General features: G+C 64.3%; 16 protein-coding genes. 9 read left to right on the forward strand and 7 right to left on the reverse strand.

The genetic code is table 11. The features are described 5' to 3' along the window. Window positions 1-2: 2 nt before the first annotated feature. On the reverse strand, window positions 3-518 hold the full coding sequence (locus tag AC1ZV1_RS08960; protein WP_484296395.1) for a hypothetical protein: 516 nt from the start codon (window positions 516-518) through the stop codon (window positions 3-5). 356 nt (window positions 519-874) lie between these two features. Here AC1ZV1_RS08960 and AC1ZV1_RS08965 point away from each other — a divergent pair, with 356 nt between their 5' ends. The 3 genes from AC1ZV1_RS08965 to recX all read left to right on the forward strand — a co-directional run bounded on the left by AC1ZV1_RS08965 (window position 875) and on the right by recX (window position 3,013). Next, complete coding sequence (locus tag AC1ZV1_RS08965) at window positions 875-1,402, forward strand: CinA family protein (protein ID WP_484296396.1); 528 nt, start codon at window positions 875-877, stop codon at window positions 1,400-1,402. 85 nt (window positions 1,403-1,487) lie between these two features. Beyond that, window positions 1,488-2,543 carry a recombinase RecA gene (recA, locus tag AC1ZV1_RS08970; RefSeq protein ID WP_081517917.1) on the forward strand — a complete coding sequence of 352 codons (1,056 nt, stop codon included), beginning with the start codon at window positions 1,488-1,490 and terminating at the stop codon, window positions 2,541-2,543. 5 nt (window positions 2,544-2,548) lie between these two features. Beyond that, the gene (gene recX, locus AC1ZV1_RS08975) at window positions 2,549-3,013 is read left to right on the forward strand and encodes a recombination regulator RecX (RefSeq protein WP_484296397.1); all 465 of its coding nucleotides are present in this window, start codon (window positions 2,549-2,551) and stop codon (window positions 3,011-3,013) included. 50 nt (window positions 3,014-3,063) lie between these two features. Here recX and AC1ZV1_RS08980 read toward each other — a convergent pair whose 3' ends face one another. Continuing rightward, window positions 3,064-4,137, reverse strand: coding sequence for an LOG family protein (locus tag AC1ZV1_RS08980; RefSeq protein ID WP_484296398.1), 1,074 nt, complete (start codon window positions 4,135-4,137; stop codon window positions 3,064-3,066). Between the two features lie 165 nt (window positions 4,138-4,302). Continuing rightward, window positions 4,303-5,724: an MBL fold metallo-hydrolase RNA specificity domain-containing protein gene (locus tag AC1ZV1_RS08985; RefSeq protein ID WP_484296399.1), complete on the reverse strand. Its 1,422-nt coding sequence runs from the start codon at window positions 5,722-5,724 to the stop codon at window positions 4,303-4,305. A 125-nt stretch (window positions 5,725-5,849) separates the two neighbouring features. On the opposite strand from AC1ZV1_RS08985, the gene AC1ZV1_RS08990 reads away from it, so the two are divergent. Then, window positions 5,850-8,255, forward strand: a complete 2,406-nt coding sequence (locus tag AC1ZV1_RS08990; RefSeq protein WP_484296400.1) for a phosphoketolase family protein — start codon at window positions 5,850-5,852, stop codon at window positions 8,253-8,255. 39 nt (window positions 8,256-8,294) lie between these two features. Here the strand turns inward: AC1ZV1_RS08990 and AC1ZV1_RS08995 are convergent, their stop codons facing one another. Both AC1ZV1_RS08995 and AC1ZV1_RS09000 read right to left on the reverse strand, forming a co-directional pair. Further along, window positions 8,295-8,510, reverse strand: a complete 216-nt coding sequence (locus AC1ZV1_RS08995) for a DUF3820 family protein (protein WP_017518005.1) — start codon at window positions 8,508-8,510, stop codon at window positions 8,295-8,297. Window positions 8,511-8,519: 9 nt separating this feature from the next. Continuing rightward, entirely contained in the window at window positions 8,520-8,927 is a 408-nt protein-coding gene (locus tag AC1ZV1_RS09000; RefSeq protein ID WP_484296401.1) for a quorum-sensing-regulated virulence factor family protein, read from the reverse strand. A gap of 331 nt (window positions 8,928-9,258) precedes the next feature. On the opposite strand from AC1ZV1_RS09000, the gene AC1ZV1_RS09005 reads away from it, so the two are divergent. After that, entirely contained in the window at window positions 9,259-10,956 is a 1,698-nt protein-coding gene (locus tag AC1ZV1_RS09005) for an OmpP1/FadL family transporter (RefSeq protein ID WP_484296402.1), read from the forward strand. 154 nt (window positions 10,957-11,110) lie between these two features. Further along, a complete protein-coding gene (locus AC1ZV1_RS09010) occupies window positions 11,111-11,827 on the forward strand; it encodes a tRNA-uridine aminocarboxypropyltransferase (RefSeq protein WP_484296403.1) in 717 nt (238 codons plus the stop codon). Between the two features lie 82 nt (window positions 11,828-11,909). On the opposite strand, the gene AC1ZV1_RS09015 is transcribed toward AC1ZV1_RS09010, so the two are convergent. Next, window positions 11,910-12,794: a DMT family transporter gene (locus AC1ZV1_RS09015; protein WP_484296404.1), complete on the reverse strand. Its 885-nt coding sequence runs from the start codon at window positions 12,792-12,794 to the stop codon at window positions 11,910-11,912. A 265-nt stretch (window positions 12,795-13,059) separates the two neighbouring features. Here AC1ZV1_RS09015 and erdR point away from each other — a divergent pair, with 265 nt between their 5' ends. Continuing rightward, window positions 13,060-13,710: a response regulator transcription factor ErdR gene (gene erdR / locus AC1ZV1_RS09020; RefSeq protein WP_484296405.1), complete on the forward strand. Its 651-nt coding sequence runs from the start codon at window positions 13,060-13,062 to the stop codon at window positions 13,708-13,710. A 108-nt stretch (window positions 13,711-13,818) separates the two neighbouring features. Beyond that, on the forward strand, window positions 13,819-14,190 hold the full coding sequence (locus AC1ZV1_RS09025; protein ID WP_024765290.1) for a diacylglycerol kinase: 372 nt from the start codon (window positions 13,819-13,821) through the stop codon (window positions 14,188-14,190). Between the two features lie 53 nt (window positions 14,191-14,243). Here the strand turns inward: AC1ZV1_RS09025 and AC1ZV1_RS09030 are convergent, their stop codons facing one another. After that, on the reverse strand, window positions 14,244-15,170 hold the full coding sequence (locus tag AC1ZV1_RS09030) for a LysR family transcriptional regulator (RefSeq protein ID WP_484296406.1): 927 nt from the start codon (window positions 15,168-15,170) through the stop codon (window positions 14,244-14,246). 220 nt (window positions 15,171-15,390) lie between these two features. Here AC1ZV1_RS09030 and fpr point away from each other — a divergent pair, with 220 nt between their 5' ends. Beyond that, on the forward strand, window positions 15,391-16,167 hold the full coding sequence (fpr, locus tag AC1ZV1_RS09035) for a ferredoxin-NADP reductase (protein WP_045210043.1): 777 nt from the start codon (window positions 15,391-15,393) through the stop codon (window positions 16,165-16,167). Window positions 16,168-16,230: the final 63 nt, after the last annotated feature.

The raw sequence follows: 16,230 nt of genomic DNA on the forward strand, positions 1-16,230 counted from the left end.
CTTCAGCCTCCCGAGTATGGCCAGCGCTTGTCGCCGGCGCCGGCCGGAATCATTTCCCGCAGCTCGAACAGCTCCTGGCCATCGCAGACGATCCGCAGGCCCTGGACGTCGCCAGCGAACTCGCGGTCGAAGCGATTTACCCAAAGACTCAGCTTCGGCGGCTGCCCGTCGATGTTGCCGAGCAGCTTCCCCTTCAGGTCGTGGTAATGGCCTTCGGTGCCGATCGTGCCAATCACTTCGCCCCCGACCAGAACATGGTAGTAGCAGCCCAGGCACCAGTGGGTTTCCCGGGTGATGTTGTGCTCGACGCTCCATGAGTACGCACCGAGCGCGCGGGTGACCATTTCCTGGCGCTCGGACAGGCAGATCAGCCCGAGCTGGTAGCCCTCGTCAGCCTGCGCCAACAGGTAGTGGTAGTGATCGTCGGTGCGGTAGAGGAAGGCGACGCTGTCGCGCAGCGCTGCCTCCCACCGGTACTTCAGCAGCCGGCGGTCTTCTTCGATCTTGGTGTACTGCATGATCCGCCTCCCAAGTCAGGGGAGTGGAAGGATACTGTATGGATATACAGTTTCAAGGTGGGGCGACGAAGGGAGTAGGTCGTGCAAGGCGGGGCGAAAAGCTGTCTAAAACTAACTGGGCTTCCAGCGTGGTTCGCGGCCTCTGGGAGCCCTATCTGGAGATTTCGTTTTAGACAGTCGAAGGTGGAAACGCTGGCGCTGAGCGGCCTGCGGAGGGGAAATTACACTACTGCTGCATCATCGGTGTGTGGGCGGAGAGGTCGCTCTGACTCATGGCTTCTGGCTGTCCGGCTTCAACATGCAAAAGCGCCTAGTGTACGGTATCCGCCTGGCCTTCTTTAACCCCGGAGCGCACTGTGCCCGTCACCGATTCCTTGATTACCGATCTATCCATCACCGAACTGGCCGCCCAGCTGGGCGCGCGACTGGCTGCCAACACGCTGCGCGTCACCACTGCCGAATCCTGTACCGGTGGCGGGATCGCCGAGGCGATCACCCGTATTGCCGGTAGCTCCGCCTGGTTCGAAGCAGGCTACGTCACTTACTCCAACACCCAGAAGACGCGGCTGCTGGATGTGCCGGCCGAGTTGTTCCCGCAGGTTGGCGCGGTGAGCCGGGAGGTCGTCGAGGCGATGGTCGCCGGTGCCTTGCCGCGCAGTGGGGCAGATATTGCCGTAGCGGTGAGCGGTATTGCCGGGCCGGATGGCGGTTCTGCCGAGAAGCCGGTGGGAACCGTCTGGCTGGCGTGGAGAAAAGGCGAACAGGTGTTCAGTGAACGCCGTCTCTACACCGGTGATCGGGAAGCTGTGCGCCGGCAGACCGTGGCGACCGCTCTGGAAGGGCTGTTGCGACTGGCGGACGGGGAAAATCCGATTCAGGGGTAGGCGAGCGGCTTGCCCTGTGGAATAATACTGGCTACTTATACAGTTGTTCGTGGCCGCCCGGCCGCCTGACTTCGCGAGGACTTCAATGGACGACAACAAGAAGCGCGCCCTGGCTGCGGCCCTGGGACAGATCGAACGCCAATTCGGCAAGGGTGCGGTCATGCGCATGGGCGACCATGAGCGCCAAGCAATCCCCGCCATCTCCACCGGCTCGCTGGGTCTGGACATCGCGCTTGGGATCGGCGGTCTGCCGCGTGGTCGTATCGTCGAGATCTATGGTCCGGAATCTTCGGGTAAGACCACGCTGACCCTGTCGGTCATCGCCCAGGCGCAGAAGATCGGCGCCACCTGCGCCTTCGTCGACGCCGAGCACGCGCTGGACCCGGACTACGCGGGCAAGCTGGGCGTCAATGTCGACGACCTGCTGGTTTCCCAGCCGGACACCGGCGAACAGGCCCTGGAAATCACCGACATGCTGGTGCGCTCCAACGCCGTTGACGTGATCATCGTCGACTCCGTGGCCGCTCTGGTGCCCAAGGCTGAAATCGAAGGCGAGATGGGTGACCAGCACGTTGGCCTGCAGGCCCGCCTGATGTCCCAGGCGCTGCGCAAGATCACCGGTAACATCAAGAACGCCAACTGCCTGGTCATCTTCATCAACCAGATCCGCATGAAGATCGGCGTGATGTTCGGCAACCCGGAAACCACCACCGGTGGTAACGCGCTGAAGTTCTACTCCTCCGTCCGTCTCGACATTCGCCGTACCGGCGCGGTGAAGGAAGGTGACGAAGTGGTCGGCAGCGAAACCCGCGTGAAGGTCGTGAAGAACAAGGTCGCTCCGCCGTTCCGTCAGGCCGAGTTCCAGATCATGTACGGTCGCGGCATTTACCGCACCGGCGAGATCATCGACCTGGGTGTTCAACTGGGCCTGATCGAGAAGTCGGGTGCCTGGTACAGCTACCAGGGCAGCAAGATCGGCCAGGGCAAGGCCAACGCAGCCAAGTTCCTGGAAGATAATGCCGAGGTCTGCACCACTCTCGACAAGGCTATTCGTGACCAGCTGCTGTCCAAGCAGACGCCGCCGACCAAAGCCGAACTCGCTGCGGCAGAAGCCGAAGCAGAAGCTGAAGCCGACTACTGATAGTGATGGCCGTCGAGCTCGATAACCCCGTCGCGGTGCGGCGGGTTGCCATGGACCTGCTGGCAAGACGCGAGCATGGCCGGGCGGAGCTCTCGCGCAAGCTGCGGCAGCGCGGCGCGACGCCGGACCTGATCGACCCCGCCCTCGACCGTCTGGCCGAGGAGGGGTTGCTCAACGAAAGCCGCTATCTGGAAAGCTACATCGCCAGCCGTGCGCGGGCCGGTTACGGTCCGGTGCGGATTCGCGAGGAGTTGTCGCAGCGTGGTTTGCCCCGTGGCGAAATCGACGGTGCGCTGAGCGAGTCGAACGTTGACTGGAATGAGAACCTGCGGGAGGTCTGGCGTCGCAAGTTCGCCCGGCTGCCGCAGGATGCCCGCGAACGGGCGCAGCAGGGGCGGTTCCTGAGCTATCGGGGCTACTCGATGGAAGCCATCAGCCGGCTGCTGAGTGGTCGACGATCAGAAGATTGAATGAAAAAGGCACCCATCCGGGTGCCTTTTTCGTTAGTAGGGCCTGGCAATCAGCGCTCCCAGTTCTCCGGCTGGTTGATGAAGTTCAGCAGCTCCCGCAGGCGTCCCTGGTCGCGACCGTTGAAGGCAAAGGCGAGGCGTGTGAGGTGGGAGAATTCGGGCTCATCCAGTTCCGATTCGCTATAGGGCTGCTGGTGGAAACCATCGGTCACGCACAGGCTGCCGAATTCGCGCTCGAGCAACTGCAATGCGCGCACGCTCAGCGGGTGGTTCAGGCGAATCACGAAGCGATCCTTGAGCCAGCGGCTGGAGTGGAAGTTGCTGTAGAACTGGGCGATTTCCTCCGCAGCCTCTTCGGCGGTGTGCACCAGTGTCATCAGGTTCATGTCGCTGGGCAGGATGTAGCCGTTGTCCTCCAGTTGCTCCTTGATGAACTCCAGGGCGTGATCCCAGTAGTGGCCGCCAGGTTGGTCGAGCAGGACCACCGGTACCAGCGGGCTCTTGCCGGTCTGGATCAGGGTCAGTACTTCCAGCGCCTCGTCCAGTGTGCCGAAGCCGCCGGGGCAGAGCACCAGAGCGTCAGCTTCCTTGACGAAGAACAGCTTGCGCAGGAAGAAGAAGTGGAACGACAGCAGGTTGCTGGTGCCGTCCACGGTGCGGTTGGCATGCTGCTCGAAGGGCAGGGTGATATTGAAGCCGAGGCTATTTTCCAGCCCGGCGCCTTCGTGGGCTGCCGCCATGATGCCGCCGCCCGCGCCGGTTATGACCATCAGGTCGTAGCGGGCCAGGGTCTCGCCCAGCTCGCGGGCGAGGGTGTAGACGGGGTGGTTGGCCGGCGTGCGGGCCGAGCCGAACACCGTGACCTTGCGGCGACGCTTGAACTGCTCCAGGGTACTGAAGGCGTGCTCCATCTCGCGCAGAGTCTGAAGCATGATCTTGGCGTCCCAGCGGTTGCGGTCAGCCTGGGCCATGCGGGCGACGGTGGTGAGCATCTCGCGGTACAGCGGCAGGTTCTGGCTGTTGCCAGGGGCGGCGAGTTCCGCCAGTTCCTCGATCTTCTGCGCGAGGTCGGTGCCGCTGGTCTGGAAGTGTCTGGAGAGGTAGTCGTCGGGCTCGTAGGGCATGTTGATACTCCTTGTTCATCAACCCCTGTCGCCTGTCCATGGGCGGCGCCGGCCACGCAAGGTGGCTCTGGCGGGCCGCAGTGGCGCTTCGCCGCACGCACAGGGTTCAGCAGGAGGCCTTTCCAGTCTGCCACGCAGGGTGTGACAGTCGGTCAGGTCTCGATATCAGATGGCGATCCGGTCTCCGGGCTCCGGAATATTGGCCGTCCAGTTCAGGCGATCCTGGAGTGCACCCTTGAGTGCATCCATCTTTTCTCGCTCGCCATGTATCAGGTATAGCTCGGGTTTGTTCTCGAAGTGGCCAACCCACTGAATTAATTGTGATTGTCCCGCATGTGCGGAGAACCCGCCGAGGGTGTGGATCTGCGCTTTCACGCTGATGCGCTGGCGCAGGATGCGTACGCTCTCGGCGCCGTCGACGATGGCGCGGCCCAGCGTGCCCTTGGCCTGGAAGCCAGGGAAGACGATGTGGCACTCCTCGCGCCAGAGGTTGTGCTTGAGGTGGTGGACGATGCGCCCGCCGGTGCACATGCCGCTGCCGGCGATGATGATGGCGCCGCTCTTGATACGGTTCAGTGCCATGGATTCGTCGGCGCTCTGGGTCGTGCGCAGGATCGGCAGCCATTCCCCCACCTTCGCGGTGCCGGTACCGCGCATGTATTCGCGGTCGACATCGGCGATCTCGCCGATGTGTTGCAGGTAGATGTTGTTGGCCTGTGCTGCCATGGGGCTGTCCAGGTAGACGACCTGCTGCGGCAGCCGCCCTTCCTGGTAGAAGCGTCCGAGATAGTAGATCAGGTCCTGGGTACGGCCGACGGCGAACGATGGGATCAGTACGTTGCCGCCCTCGTTCTGCGCGCGCTGGAGGATGCCGGCCAGCTCCAGCAGGGTGTCGTTGGCGTCGCGATGGTCGCGGTCGCCGTAGGTGGACTCCAGCAGCACCACGTCGGCGCGCGCCAGTGGGGTCGGCGTGCGCATGAGCGGCGAGCAGGTGCTGCCCAGGTCGCCGGAGAACACCAGGCGGCGGGTCGAGCCGAATTCATGAATTTCCAGCTCGACGATGGCCGAGCCGAGGATGTGCCCGGCGTTGTGGAAGGTCAGGCGAATGCCGGGCGCCACCTCCACGGTGCTGCCGTAGCTGACGCGACGTCGCAGGTTCAGGGCGCGGGAGGCGTCTTCGACGGTATAGAGCGGCCTGGTCGGCGGCTTGCCCTGGCGGGCGCGCCACTTGTTCTCCCACTCGGCGTCCTTTTCCTGGATGTGAGCCGAGTCCATCAGCATCAGTTCCAGCAGGTCGCAGCAGGATTCGGTGGCGTAGATCGGCCCCTTGTAGCCTTCCTTTGCCAGTCGCGGCAACAGGCCGCTGTGGTCCAGGTGGGCGTGGGACAGGATGACGGCATCCAGCTCCTTCGGATCGAAGGGGAAGGGCGTCCGGTTGGTCGTCTCGTTCTCGCGGGTGCCCTTGTTTCCGCTGCGCCCCTGGCGCATCCCGCATTCGAGCAGCACGCGGACGCCGTCGCGGGTCTCCAGGAGGTAGCAGGAACCGGTGACTTCCTGGATCGCGCCGATGAAAGTGAGAAGCGCCATGTCGTCTCCTAGTCGGAATTCTCTTTCAGCCTTGCTCGAATGGTCGGGGCGCTCGTTGATACATGTCAGCGCCCGTCCGATCTGTGGCGACCTAGACTTTCGGCCATAACCAAGGGAGAGCCGACATGTCCCAGATCCTGCCAAGCCCCGAGGAACTTGCCGCCCATGCGGCAGCCGAGCCGGAATACGCACGCTGGCTGCAAGGCCGCGGTCCGCTTCAGCATAGCGCGCAGACCCAGGCGGCGGTCTTTCGGGTTGCTCATCAATTGGTCCAGTACGGCCTGCAGCCGGATCTTGCCAGCGTCTACCGCCTGTTTGGCGCGCTGGATCGCCTGACCTGCGCCGGCCTCTGGCTGGTGGCGCACATGACCTATACCAGGCGCGTTCGTCTCGACGGTACGTCCTTGCAGGCAGAGGATTTCAAGGCGCAGCCCGAGGGCCACACCGGCGGCGCGCTGAACATGGTGCCGGCCTACGCCGGTTACCTCGCCCTGAATGCGCTGAGCGGAAAGACTCGCGGCTGGTTGATGGGGCAGGGGCACTGCGTGGCAGCAATCGACGCGCTCAACGTACTCGTCGGCAACCTGCATCCGGAACAGGCCGCTGCCTACGGACATGGCGACGCCGGGCTGGACCAGTTGGTGCAGGACTTCTACAGCTATGCCCAGACGCCCGACGGCAAGGTTGCCGCGCCGCTGGGCAGCCACGTCAATCCACAGACTGCAGGCGGCATTGCCGAAGGCGGCTATCTCGGTTTCGCTGAGCTGATGTATGCGCATATGCCGCTACCGGGCGAGACCCTGGTGGCCTTCCTCTCCGACGGTGCCGCCGAGGAGCAGCGAGGTAGCGACTGGATCCCCCGCTGGTGGCGCGCCGAGGATTGCGGCACGGCGCTGCCGGTCATGATCGCCAATGGCCGGCGCATCGAACAGCGCACCGACCTGGGCACCCGCGAAGGGCTCGAGGGCTTCAAGCTGCACCTGCGGCGCTGCGGTTTCGACCCGATCAGCTTCGACGGCCGCGACCCGGCAGCTTTTGTCTGCGCCCTGTGGGAAATGGAGGAACGGCTGCAGCATCGTGTCGACGAGAAGGTGCGTGGCATCCTGCGCTATCCACTGCCGATTCCCTACGGCATTGCCGAGACGACCAAGGGCTATGGCTTCTACGGTGCCGGTAGCAACGCGGCCCACAACTTGCCGTTGCCAGGCAATCCCAGCGAGGACGCCGAAGCGCGTGACCTCTTCAATCAGCACGCGGCCCCCCTGTGGGTGGAGCCGGAAGAACTCGCCGAGGCCTGCCGCCTGTTCACGGCATCACACAGCGGTCGCGTACTGGAGCGGGATAACCCTCTGGCCGTGCGTCGGCCCATCGAGCCTTCGATTCCACCGTTGCATTACCGCAACGACGAATGCTCGCCCATGGCTGCGCTGGATCGCTTCTACGTCGACCTCTGTGCTGCCAACCCGGATCTGCGCGCCCGCGTCGGCAACCCGGACGAGCTGGCCAGCAACCGCCTGGGGGGCGTGCTCAGGGCGCTGCGGCACCGGGTGAGCGAGCCGGAAAGCGATCTGGAAGCCGTGGATGGGCGGATCATCACCGCACTCAATGAAGAGGCAGTGGTGTCGGCCTGTCTGGCCAACCAGGGCGGGCTGAACCTGGTGGCCAGCTATGAGGCGTTCTGCGTGAAGATGATCGGCGCGGTACGCCAGACGCTGATCTTCGCTCGCCAGCAGAAGGAGGCCGGGCGCCCGGCAGGTTGGCTCGGCTGGCCGCTGGTGGCCACCTCGCACACCTGGGAGAACGGCAAGAATCAGCAGTCCCACCAGGACACCACGTTCTGCGAAGCGTTGCTGGGCGAGATGAGCGACATGGTGCGGGTGGTCTTTCCGGCTGACCACAACAGTCACCTGGCGTTGCTGCCGGACATCTACCGCACTCGTGGGGAACTGGCCTGCATCGTGGCGCCCAAGCGTGATCGTCCAGCCGTATTCAACCAGGCTCAGGCAGAGCAGCTGGCCCGCGATGGGGCGATCCTGATGGACGAACACCCCGGCGCCGACCCCGTGCTGCTGATTGCCAACGGGAGCTATCAGTTGGCCGAGATGCGCCGCGCCGCGTTGCGCCTGGAGGAGGCTGGCTATCCGTACCGTCTGGTCTATCTGCAGGAGCCGGGACGCTTCCGTGCGCCGCGCGACAACTGGGAATTGCAGGCCCTGGCGGACGAATCCGTCGCCATGCGGCTGTACCCCGATCACTACCAGCGTCGCGTGCTGCTCACCCATATGCGCCCGGAAGTGGCGCGCGGGCACCTCTGGCCGATCCTGCCGGATGCGCTGAAGACAGCCGTGCTGGGGTATCGCAACCAGGGCGGGACGCTGGACGAGGCGGGCATGCTGTTCGCCAACCGTTGCAGTTGGGCCCATGTGCTGGCGGCCTGTGCGCGGCTACTGGACATACCGCGCAGCGCCTTGCTCGCGCCGGACGAAGCGGCGGCGGTGGCCGGCAAGGGAAGCCCTGTCGCGCTGCGTTGACGCGCGCCCGCGCAACCGGCACAGGCGGTTGCGCGGGGTTCAGCGCTTCAGCGGTTTGATCAGGCCGTCGAGGCCGTCGATCTTCAGTTCCAGGGTCAGCTGCATCAGCCGACCCAGCTCACCGGGCGGGAACTGGCCCTTCTTGTAGAACCACAGCAGATACTCGTCCGGCAGGTCCACCAGCATGCGGCCCTGGTACTTGCCGAAGGGCATCGGCGTGCGCGCGATCTTCAGCAACTGTTCCTTGTCGAGCATCGCAGCGGCTTACTTCTGCAGCTTGATCTTGCAGCTGCCGGCGTCGAAGCGCTCGGTGGCGACCGGGGCGTTGGTCTTGTACTCGGTGAAGCTGTAAGTGAGGATCGCGCCCTTGGCCAGCAGTTGGCGGTAGGCGGTGTTGCTGCAGACGCTGTCGCCCAGCTGGCTGCGCACGCTGTCGGGGTTATCGCGCATGCGCTCGGCATGGCTGGCGCGTACGCTCAGGTGGTTGATCAGTTGCGGACCCTCGACGGTGTAGCCCTGGTCAAGAATGTCCTCGTTGATGGCGCGCGGAGTGCCTTCGCTGCTTTCCTTGGCGACCTTTTCCAGGGTCTGGGTCAGTTCGAAGTCCTTCTTTGACGCGGCGTGCGCGACGGGAAGAACGAGGCAGAGGGCGAGGGCGGTGAGGCGCAGCATGGGCATCTCCTGACAATGGTGCCGATTCGACCATGGCGAACCTTCCGGGTTCGCTGGTCATTCAAGCCGCCTATTGTCCCTTAAAACGGCCCCCGTGCCGAGAAACTGTTACCTCAGGCCCCAAGCCGCGCTGCCGAGCGGCCAGCCCCGTCAAAGGATGGGGGAAGGATCGCGCAACGCTTGGGTCACAACCTCTGCCCTCCACGCGGGAGGGTCGACCATCGGGAGGTCCAGCCGCCGCGCAAGACGGTGCCATTTTCATGCTGCTTCTGCGGTAGGGCGGACTCTTGTCGATGCGTCGGGCGAATCATCCCATCGCAGGAGAAGAACAATGACAAGAATATTGCGCCCCTGGCCGCTAGCCCTGGGTTCCTGGTGCCTGATCGCGATTCCCGCGGAACAGACCGAGGCATCCGGCTATCACTTCGGTTCACAGTCGGTGTCCGCCCAGGGTACCGCCCACGCCAACGGCGCCGAAGCGACCGACGCCTCGACCATCTTCTACAACCCCGCCGGCATGGCTCGTCTGCCCGGCACCCAGGTCACCGGCGGCCTGACCATCCTGCTGCCCAGGGGCGAGTACGATGACGACGGCTCCACCGACGTGTTCGGCAACCGCACCGGGGAGGGGGACGGCGATGCGGGCTCCTACCTGCCCGACGCAGCCGCCGCGCCGAACTTCTACTTCTCCCACCAGGTGAACGAAACCATCAACATCGGCCTGGGTATCTTCACGCCCTACGGTGCCAAGCTCGATTACGAGAAGGACTGGAGCGGACGCTATGGCATCCAGTCGGCCTCGCTGGAAACCGTCACCTTCAATCCGAGCATTTCCTTCCGCATCAACGAGCACCACAGCGTCGGCTTCGGCGTCTCGGCCCAGTACATCCGCTCCATCCAGCGCGGCGCGGCCGACGTGAAGGGTGCCTCGCGACAACTGGCCGGGCAGTTCGTCAAGGAGAACCAGGACGTCACCGAGCTGGCTGCGTCACCGCTGGGGCAGGCGGTGATCCCTCTGGTCTATGGCGTGCAGGTTCCGGAGGAAGTGACCCGCTGTAATGGCCAGAACGGTGACGCCTTCGTCGACTGCGTGGCGAAGAACTTCTCGGACAACGTCCAGGGCGACGGCTACTTCCGCGTCAAAGGCGACGACTGGGGATACGGCTGGAACTTCGGTTACCTGTGGGAGCCCACCGAGCGCACCCGCTTCGGCATTGCCTACCGCTCGCGGATCAAGCACGAGCTGGAGGGCCGCACCAAGTGGAGCTTCTCCGACGTGCAAGGCACGGTGCCGTCGCCTGACACCGACCTCAGTGGCGGCCTGGACCTGGGCATCATCGAGCTGCCGCCCAAGGATGCCATCCAGCAGCTCTTCGACCCGGACCAATGGGTCAACCCCGGCCATTTCGCCGCCACCCGGTTGCATCCCAACTCCAAGGCCAAGGTGACCATCGACACGCCCGAGTCCCTGTCCCTCAACGGCTTTCACCAGCTCAACGACAAGGTCGCGCTGATGGCCGACGTGACGTGGACACGCCATTCGCGGCTGGACAGCGTCGATATCGGCATCGACCAGGTCGAGGGATATCCGTACTTCAACGGCGTCAGCGAAGGCGACCTGAAGGTGAAGCAGGACTGGAAGAACACCTACAAGGTCTCCCTGGGGATGAACTACCAGTACAACGACGATCTGCTGCTGCGCACCGGCATCGCCTACGACAAGACCCCGGTCAATGGCGACGGACTGCGCCACCCGGCGTTCCCCGACGCCAATCGCAAATGGCTGTCCTTCGGCGCCAACTACCACTTCACCAAGGACACCTCGGTAGACCTGGCCTACAGCTTCGTGAAGTTCGACAGCGGCAAGATGGACTACAGCGACGGCTGCTCGCCGGCCGGCTGGGCGCCGGGTAGTGGCGGGCTGTACGTCGACAGCGGCGTGCGCTGCACCGGCAACGGGGGCAACTACAAGGGGGAATACAAGCAGGAGATCCATTTCATCGGCCTGGCACTCAACCACAGCTTCTGAAGGCCACCTTGCCTCCGGGCATCCTGCTCCGAGGTCCACTGGGCCGTCCGCACGGAGGTGGGCGGCGGCTCTGGTACACTGGGCCGACCGCAACTGTCGTCCCCTTCGAGCCTTCGATGTTCTGTCCGATTTCCCGCACCCCGGTGGCTGCTGCATGAGCCACGCCGTTGCCCGCCTGCGCGAAGCGCGCCTGGCCCGCTGCCTCAAGCCCTTCTACGCTCGCGGCTCGCGCTCGCCGCGCTGCCCGGGTTGCCGCCTGCGGCCGAACTACTGCATGTGCGGCCTGCGCCCGCAGGTTGAGTCCAACTCGGCGATGTGCCTGGTGATGTTCGACACCGAACCGCTCAAGCCCAGTAATACCGGCTGGCTGATTGCCGAGACGGTGCCCGAGACCTGGGCGTTCGGCTGGTCGCGCATCGAGGTCGACCCGGCACTGCTGGCACTCCTCGATGACCCGAAGTGGCAGCCCTACGTGGTGTTCCCGGGGGAGTTCGTCCAGCCCGAGCGTGTGGTGACGACGGTGGAGCCGCAGGACGGCAAGCGCCCGCTGTTCATCCTGCTCGACGCGACCTGGAACGAAGCGCGCAAGATGTTCCGCAAGAGCCCGTACCTGGATCGCTTCCCGGTACTGAGCATCACCCCAGACGCCCTGTCGCGCTACCGACTGCGGCGTTCCAAGTTCGATGAGCACCTGTGCACCGCCGAGGTTGCGGCGCTCTGCCTGGGGTTGGCCGGCGATCGTCGCGCCGGCGATGCGCTGGATGCCTACCTGGACGTGTTCAGCGAGCGCTACCTGGGCTCCAAGCGCCAGCAGCCGCTGGACGAACAGAGCCCGGCGCATCAGGCGTTGATGCCGTTTACCCAGCGATAAGCTGACTCACTGCGGCGCCCCTGCTAGCGTGGATCGTCCGCGGATCGCGGGCATGGTCCTCGCCAGCAGGGGATTCCAAGCGTCAGGCTGCCGTCGCCTCGGCCTTTTTCGGCCACAACTGAGCCACCAGCATGCCGGCGAGCATCAGCGCGCAGCCGAAGTAGCCGCGTACATGCAGGGTTTCGTTGAGGAACAGCGCACCGGCGATGGCGGCGAACACGGCTTCCAGCGAGAGGATGATCGCCGCGTGAGAGGCGATGGCGTGCTTCTGCGCAATGACCTGCAGGGTGAAACCGGTGGCGACGCCGAACAGGCCGCCATAGATCAGCGCGGGGCCGGCCTGGATGATGGCGTCGAGGCGGATCTCCTCGAACACCAGCGCCAGGATCATGCTGACCACCGCGCAGGTGGCGAACTGCAGGAAGGCCAGGCGGATCGGGTCGTAGCGGCTGGCGAACAGGCCCACCAGCAGCACGTGGCCGCCCCAGACGAAGGCGCCGGTCAGTTGCAGCCAGTCACCGGAGGCGACGTGGAAGTCCGGGCCGATGCTCAGCATGGCCATGCCGATCACGGCCAGGGCGGCGCCCAGCCAGGTGCCCATGCCGGCGCGATGGCCGATCAGCAGGCCGAGCAGCGGCACGATGATCACGTACAGGCCGGTGATGAAGCCGGAGTTGGTCACGCTGGTGAACATCAGGCCGACCTGTTGCAGGTTGATCCCCACGGTCAGCGCAGTGCCGATGGCCAGGCCCGCCAGCAGCAGGCCGCGGTTGAACGGCTGGGCGCCGCGCTTGCTCGACCAGGCCAGCAGCGGCAGCAGTGCCACCGCGCCGAGGGTGAAGCGCAGGCCGGTATAGAGGAAGGGACCGATGGCATCCATCCCGAGCCGTTGCGCGACGAAGGAGACCCCCCAGATCATCGCGGTGAACAGCATCAGGAAATCGGCGCGCAGCGCATGGCTTTTCATCTTGTTCTCGTAACGGGCAGGAAAAAAAGCGGAACTCTGCCGTAACGCCCGGCCTTTGGAAAGGGGAGGGGCGTGTCGGCGGGCACAGTGGCAGGGGCTTTCAGGTCATGGTGCAAGTACTGCGGGGGACGCATTCACGGCGGACACCGGGGGTGGTCTTTGCGTACAATGTGACAAGTAGTGCTCTATCCGTGCTCCGACCTTTCCTGCGCAAGTCTGGCTGTTATCCACGGCGGGACTTCGGCGCGGCCTTCAAGGAAAATTCATGGCTTCCTACGAGATCCTGATCGCTGACGATCACCCGCTGTTCCGCAGTGCCCTGCATCAGGCTCTGACCATCGGTCTTGGCCCCGAGGCGCGACTGTCGGAGGCGGCGAGTATCGCGGAGCTGGAGACGCGCCTGAACGAGAAGGCCGACTGGGACCTGGTGCTGCTGGACCTGAACATGCCCGGTGCCTACGGCTTCTCCGGCCTGGTGCTGCTGCGCGGCCAGTATCCGCAGATTCCGGTGGTGATGGTTTCGGCCCAGGAAGATGCCGCCGTGGTGCAGCGCTCCCGAGAGTTCGGCGCCAGCGGTTTCATTCCCAAGTCCAGCGAACTGAGCGTGTTGCAGCAGGCGGTGCGTGCGGTGCTCGACGGCGATGTCTGGTGGCCGCCGCAGGTGGACGCCGTGACCGAGATGAGCGAGGACGTCCGCGCCGCCAGTGCAGGCCTTGCCAGTCTGACCCCGCAGCAGTTCCGCGTGCTGACCATGGTCTGCGAAGGCCTGCTGAACAAGCAGATCGCTTTTGAACTGAGCGTTTCCGAAGCCACGGTGAAGGCCCACGTCACGGCGATCTTCCGCAAGCTGAACGTGCGCACCCGCACCCAGGCAGCATTGCTGCTGGCGCAGATGGAATCGGTGCCGGGGGCCTGAGGCCCTTCACATTCAGGATCCGGGGCCGTCACATTCTGTAATGGCCTTGACCCCTTTTTGACGATCGCTGGTATAGAGTGCCGCGACCTTTGCCTGTGAGAACCACACGTGTCCGCTTCCCCCTTCAAGGGCCAGACCGGCCTGAAACGCATCTTCAATGCCGCTGGCTATTCCCTGGCCGGCTTCGCTGCCGCCTTCAAGGGTGAAGCGGCGTTCCGACAGCTGGTGCTGATCAACGTCATCCTGATCCCGCTGTCGTTTTTCTGTGACGTGACTCGTGGCGAGCGCGCGCTGATGATCGCCGTGTGCCTGCTGGCGCTGATCGTCGAACTGCTCAACTCCGCCATCGAGGCGGTGGTGGACCGGGTTTCCCTGGAGCGCCATCCGCTGTCGAAGAACGCCAAGGACATGGGCAGCGCGGCCCAGTTCGTGGCGCTGACCATCATCACCGTGACCTGGGCAGGCATCCTGCTCGGTTGACGTGCTGCCCTGCAGGAGCGCCCCCAGGGCCATCTCCCGCAGGGCAATTCCTCTCAGGGAATTATCGGCAGGACGATATCGTCGCTGCGCGTCACCCCGGCGGTTTCGCTGCGACATAGCTCGAGGAACTCGCGCATGGTCGCGGTCTGGTACTTCTGCCGGTGCCAGATGAAGTAGAACTGCCGGCGCAGGTCCAAGTCCGGAGTCTCCACCGGCACCAGGCTACCGCGGCGGAAGGCGTCGCGCAGGGCCAGGCGTGAGATGCAGCCGATCCCCAGCCCCGACTCCACCGCGCGCTTGATCGCCTCGGTGTGCTCCAGCTCCAGCCGCACGTTCAGCGGGTCGACGTGGTGACGCATGGCCTGGTCGAAGGTCAGGCGCGTGCCCGAACCCTGTTCCCGCAGGATCCACGCCTCCTCCGTCAGCCGCTCCAGGCTCGCGCGGCCGTCTCGGGCGAGCGGGTGTTGCGGCGCGCAGAACACCACCAGTTCGTCCTCCATCCACGGCTGCACCTCGATATCCGGGTGCTGGCAGTCGCCTTCGATCAGCCCGAGGTCCAGTTCGTAATGTGCCACGCGCTGCACCACGTGGGCGGTGTTGTGCACATGCAGGCGCACCCGGCAGTCGGGCTGGCGCTGCATGAAGGTGCCGATCAGCAGGGTCGCCAGGTAATTGCCGATGGTCAGGGTGGCGCCCAGGTCCAGCGAGCCGAACGCACTCTTGCCGTTGAGCATGTTCTCGATCTCGCTGCCGCGGTCGAGCAGGGCCACTGCCTGGGGAAGCAATTGGCGGCCGAGGGCGTTGAGGGTCAGGCGCTTGCCGGAACGATCGAACAGCTTGCAGTCGAACTGCCGCTCCAACTCACCCAGCGAGGTGCTGGTGGCCGACTGTGACATGGACAGCGCTTCGGCGGCGCGAGAGACACTTTCCTGCTGGGCGACGGCAACGAAGACCTCGAGCTGGCGCAGGGTGAACTTCATTCAGAGGGCTCCAGGAAGGCTGCGCGACATTTCGTCACCCCGGCGCAGGAAGGGTCTGACGGTATTCTTTTGCGGCGACGAGGCAGGCTTATCTGCGTTTTGGATTAGCAATATCCAGATAATTTATTTTGCGGATATTGTCGCCGCCTATAAAATGTCGCGCAATTGCGCTACGTCCGGGATCTGCTGGGGTGCGCCACGTTTCTCCTAGGAGTCCTTGATGAGCAACCTGTACACCGAGCGCGTTCTCAGCGTGCACCACTGGAACGACACCCTCTTCAGCTTCAAGACCACCCGTAACCCGGGTCTGCGCTTCAAGACCGGTCAGTTCGTGATGATCGGCCTGGAAGTCAACGGTCGTCCGCTGATGCGCGCGTACAGCATCGCCAGCCCGAACTACGAAGAGCACCTGGAGTTCTTCAGCATCAAGGTACCGGACGGTCCGCTGACGTCGCGTCTGCAGCACCTGAAGGAAGGCGACGAGCTGATGGTCAGCCGCAAGCCTACTGGCACCCTGGTGCTGGACGACCTCAAGCCCGGCAAGCACCTCTACCTGCTGAGCACGGGCACCGGCATGGCGCCGTTCCTGTCGGTCATCCAGGACCCGGAAGTCTACGAGCGTTTCGAGAAGGTCATCCTGGTCCACGGCGTGCGCTGGGTCAGCGAGCTGGCCTATGCCGACTTCATCACCAAGGTCCTGCCGGAGCACGAGTACTTCGGCGACATGGTGAAAGAGAAGCTGATCTATTGCCCGCTGGTCACCCGTGAAGAGTTCCACAGTATGGGGCGCCAGACCGACCTGATGCGCAGCGGCAAGCTGTTCGCCGACATCGGCCTGCCGCCGATGAACCCGCAGGACGACCGCGCGATGATCTGCGGTAGCCCGAGCATGCTCGACGAGACCAGCGAAGTGCTGAACGGCTTCGGTCTGCAGATCTCCCCGCGTATGGGCGAGCCGGGCGACTACCTGATCGAGCGTGCCTTCGTCGAGAAGTAAGCAACTCCGACGCTTCCGTCACAAGAGCGCCGCGATTCCCCTGGAGTCGCGGCGTTTTTTATC

This window comes from Pseudomonas sp. BB438 (assembly GCF_057180225.1).

Bases quoted from the DNA above. Each gene is read 5' to 3' on its own strand.
- AC1ZV1_RS08960 (WP_484296395.1), bottom strand. From the start codon at position 518: ATGCAGTACACCAAGATCGAAGAAGACCGCCGGCTGCTGAAGTACCGG.
- recA (WP_081517917.1), top strand. From the start codon at position 1,488: ATGGACGACAACAAGAAGCGCGCCCTGGCTGCGGCCCTGGGACAGATC.
- recX (WP_484296397.1), top strand. From the start codon at position 2,549: ATGGCCGTCGAGCTCGATAACCCCGTCGCGGTGCGGCGGGTTGCCATG.
- AC1ZV1_RS08980 (WP_484296398.1), bottom strand. From the start codon at position 4,137: ATGCCCTACGAGCCCGACGACTACCTCTCCAGACACTTCCAGACCAGC.
- AC1ZV1_RS08985 (WP_484296399.1), bottom strand. From the start codon at position 5,724: ATGGCGCTTCTCACTTTCATCGGCGCGATCCAGGAAGTCACCGGTTCC.
- AC1ZV1_RS08990 (WP_484296400.1), top strand. From the start codon at position 5,850: ATGTCCCAGATCCTGCCAAGCCCCGAGGAACTTGCCGCCCATGCGGCA.
- AC1ZV1_RS08995 (WP_017518005.1), bottom strand. From the start codon at position 8,510: ATGCTCGACAAGGAACAGTTGCTGAAGATCGCGCGCACGCCGATGCCC.
- AC1ZV1_RS09000 (WP_484296401.1), bottom strand. From the start codon at position 8,927: ATGCTGCGCCTCACCGCCCTCGCCCTCTGCCTCGTTCTTCCCGTCGCG.
- AC1ZV1_RS09005 (WP_484296402.1), top strand. From the start codon at position 9,259: ATGACAAGAATATTGCGCCCCTGGCCGCTAGCCCTGGGTTCCTGGTGC.
- AC1ZV1_RS09010 (WP_484296403.1), top strand. From the start codon at position 11,111: ATGAGCCACGCCGTTGCCCGCCTGCGCGAAGCGCGCCTGGCCCGCTGC.
- AC1ZV1_RS09015 (WP_484296404.1), bottom strand. From the start codon at position 12,794: ATGAAAAGCCATGCGCTGCGCGCCGATTTCCTGATGCTGTTCACCGCG.
- erdR (WP_484296405.1), top strand. From the start codon at position 13,060: ATGGCTTCCTACGAGATCCTGATCGCTGACGATCACCCGCTGTTCCGC.
- AC1ZV1_RS09030 (WP_484296406.1), bottom strand. From the start codon at position 15,170: ATGAAGTTCACCCTGCGCCAGCTCGAGGTCTTCGTTGCCGTCGCCCAG.
- fpr (WP_045210043.1), top strand. From the start codon at position 15,391: ATGAGCAACCTGTACACCGAGCGCGTTCTCAGCGTGCACCACTGGAAC.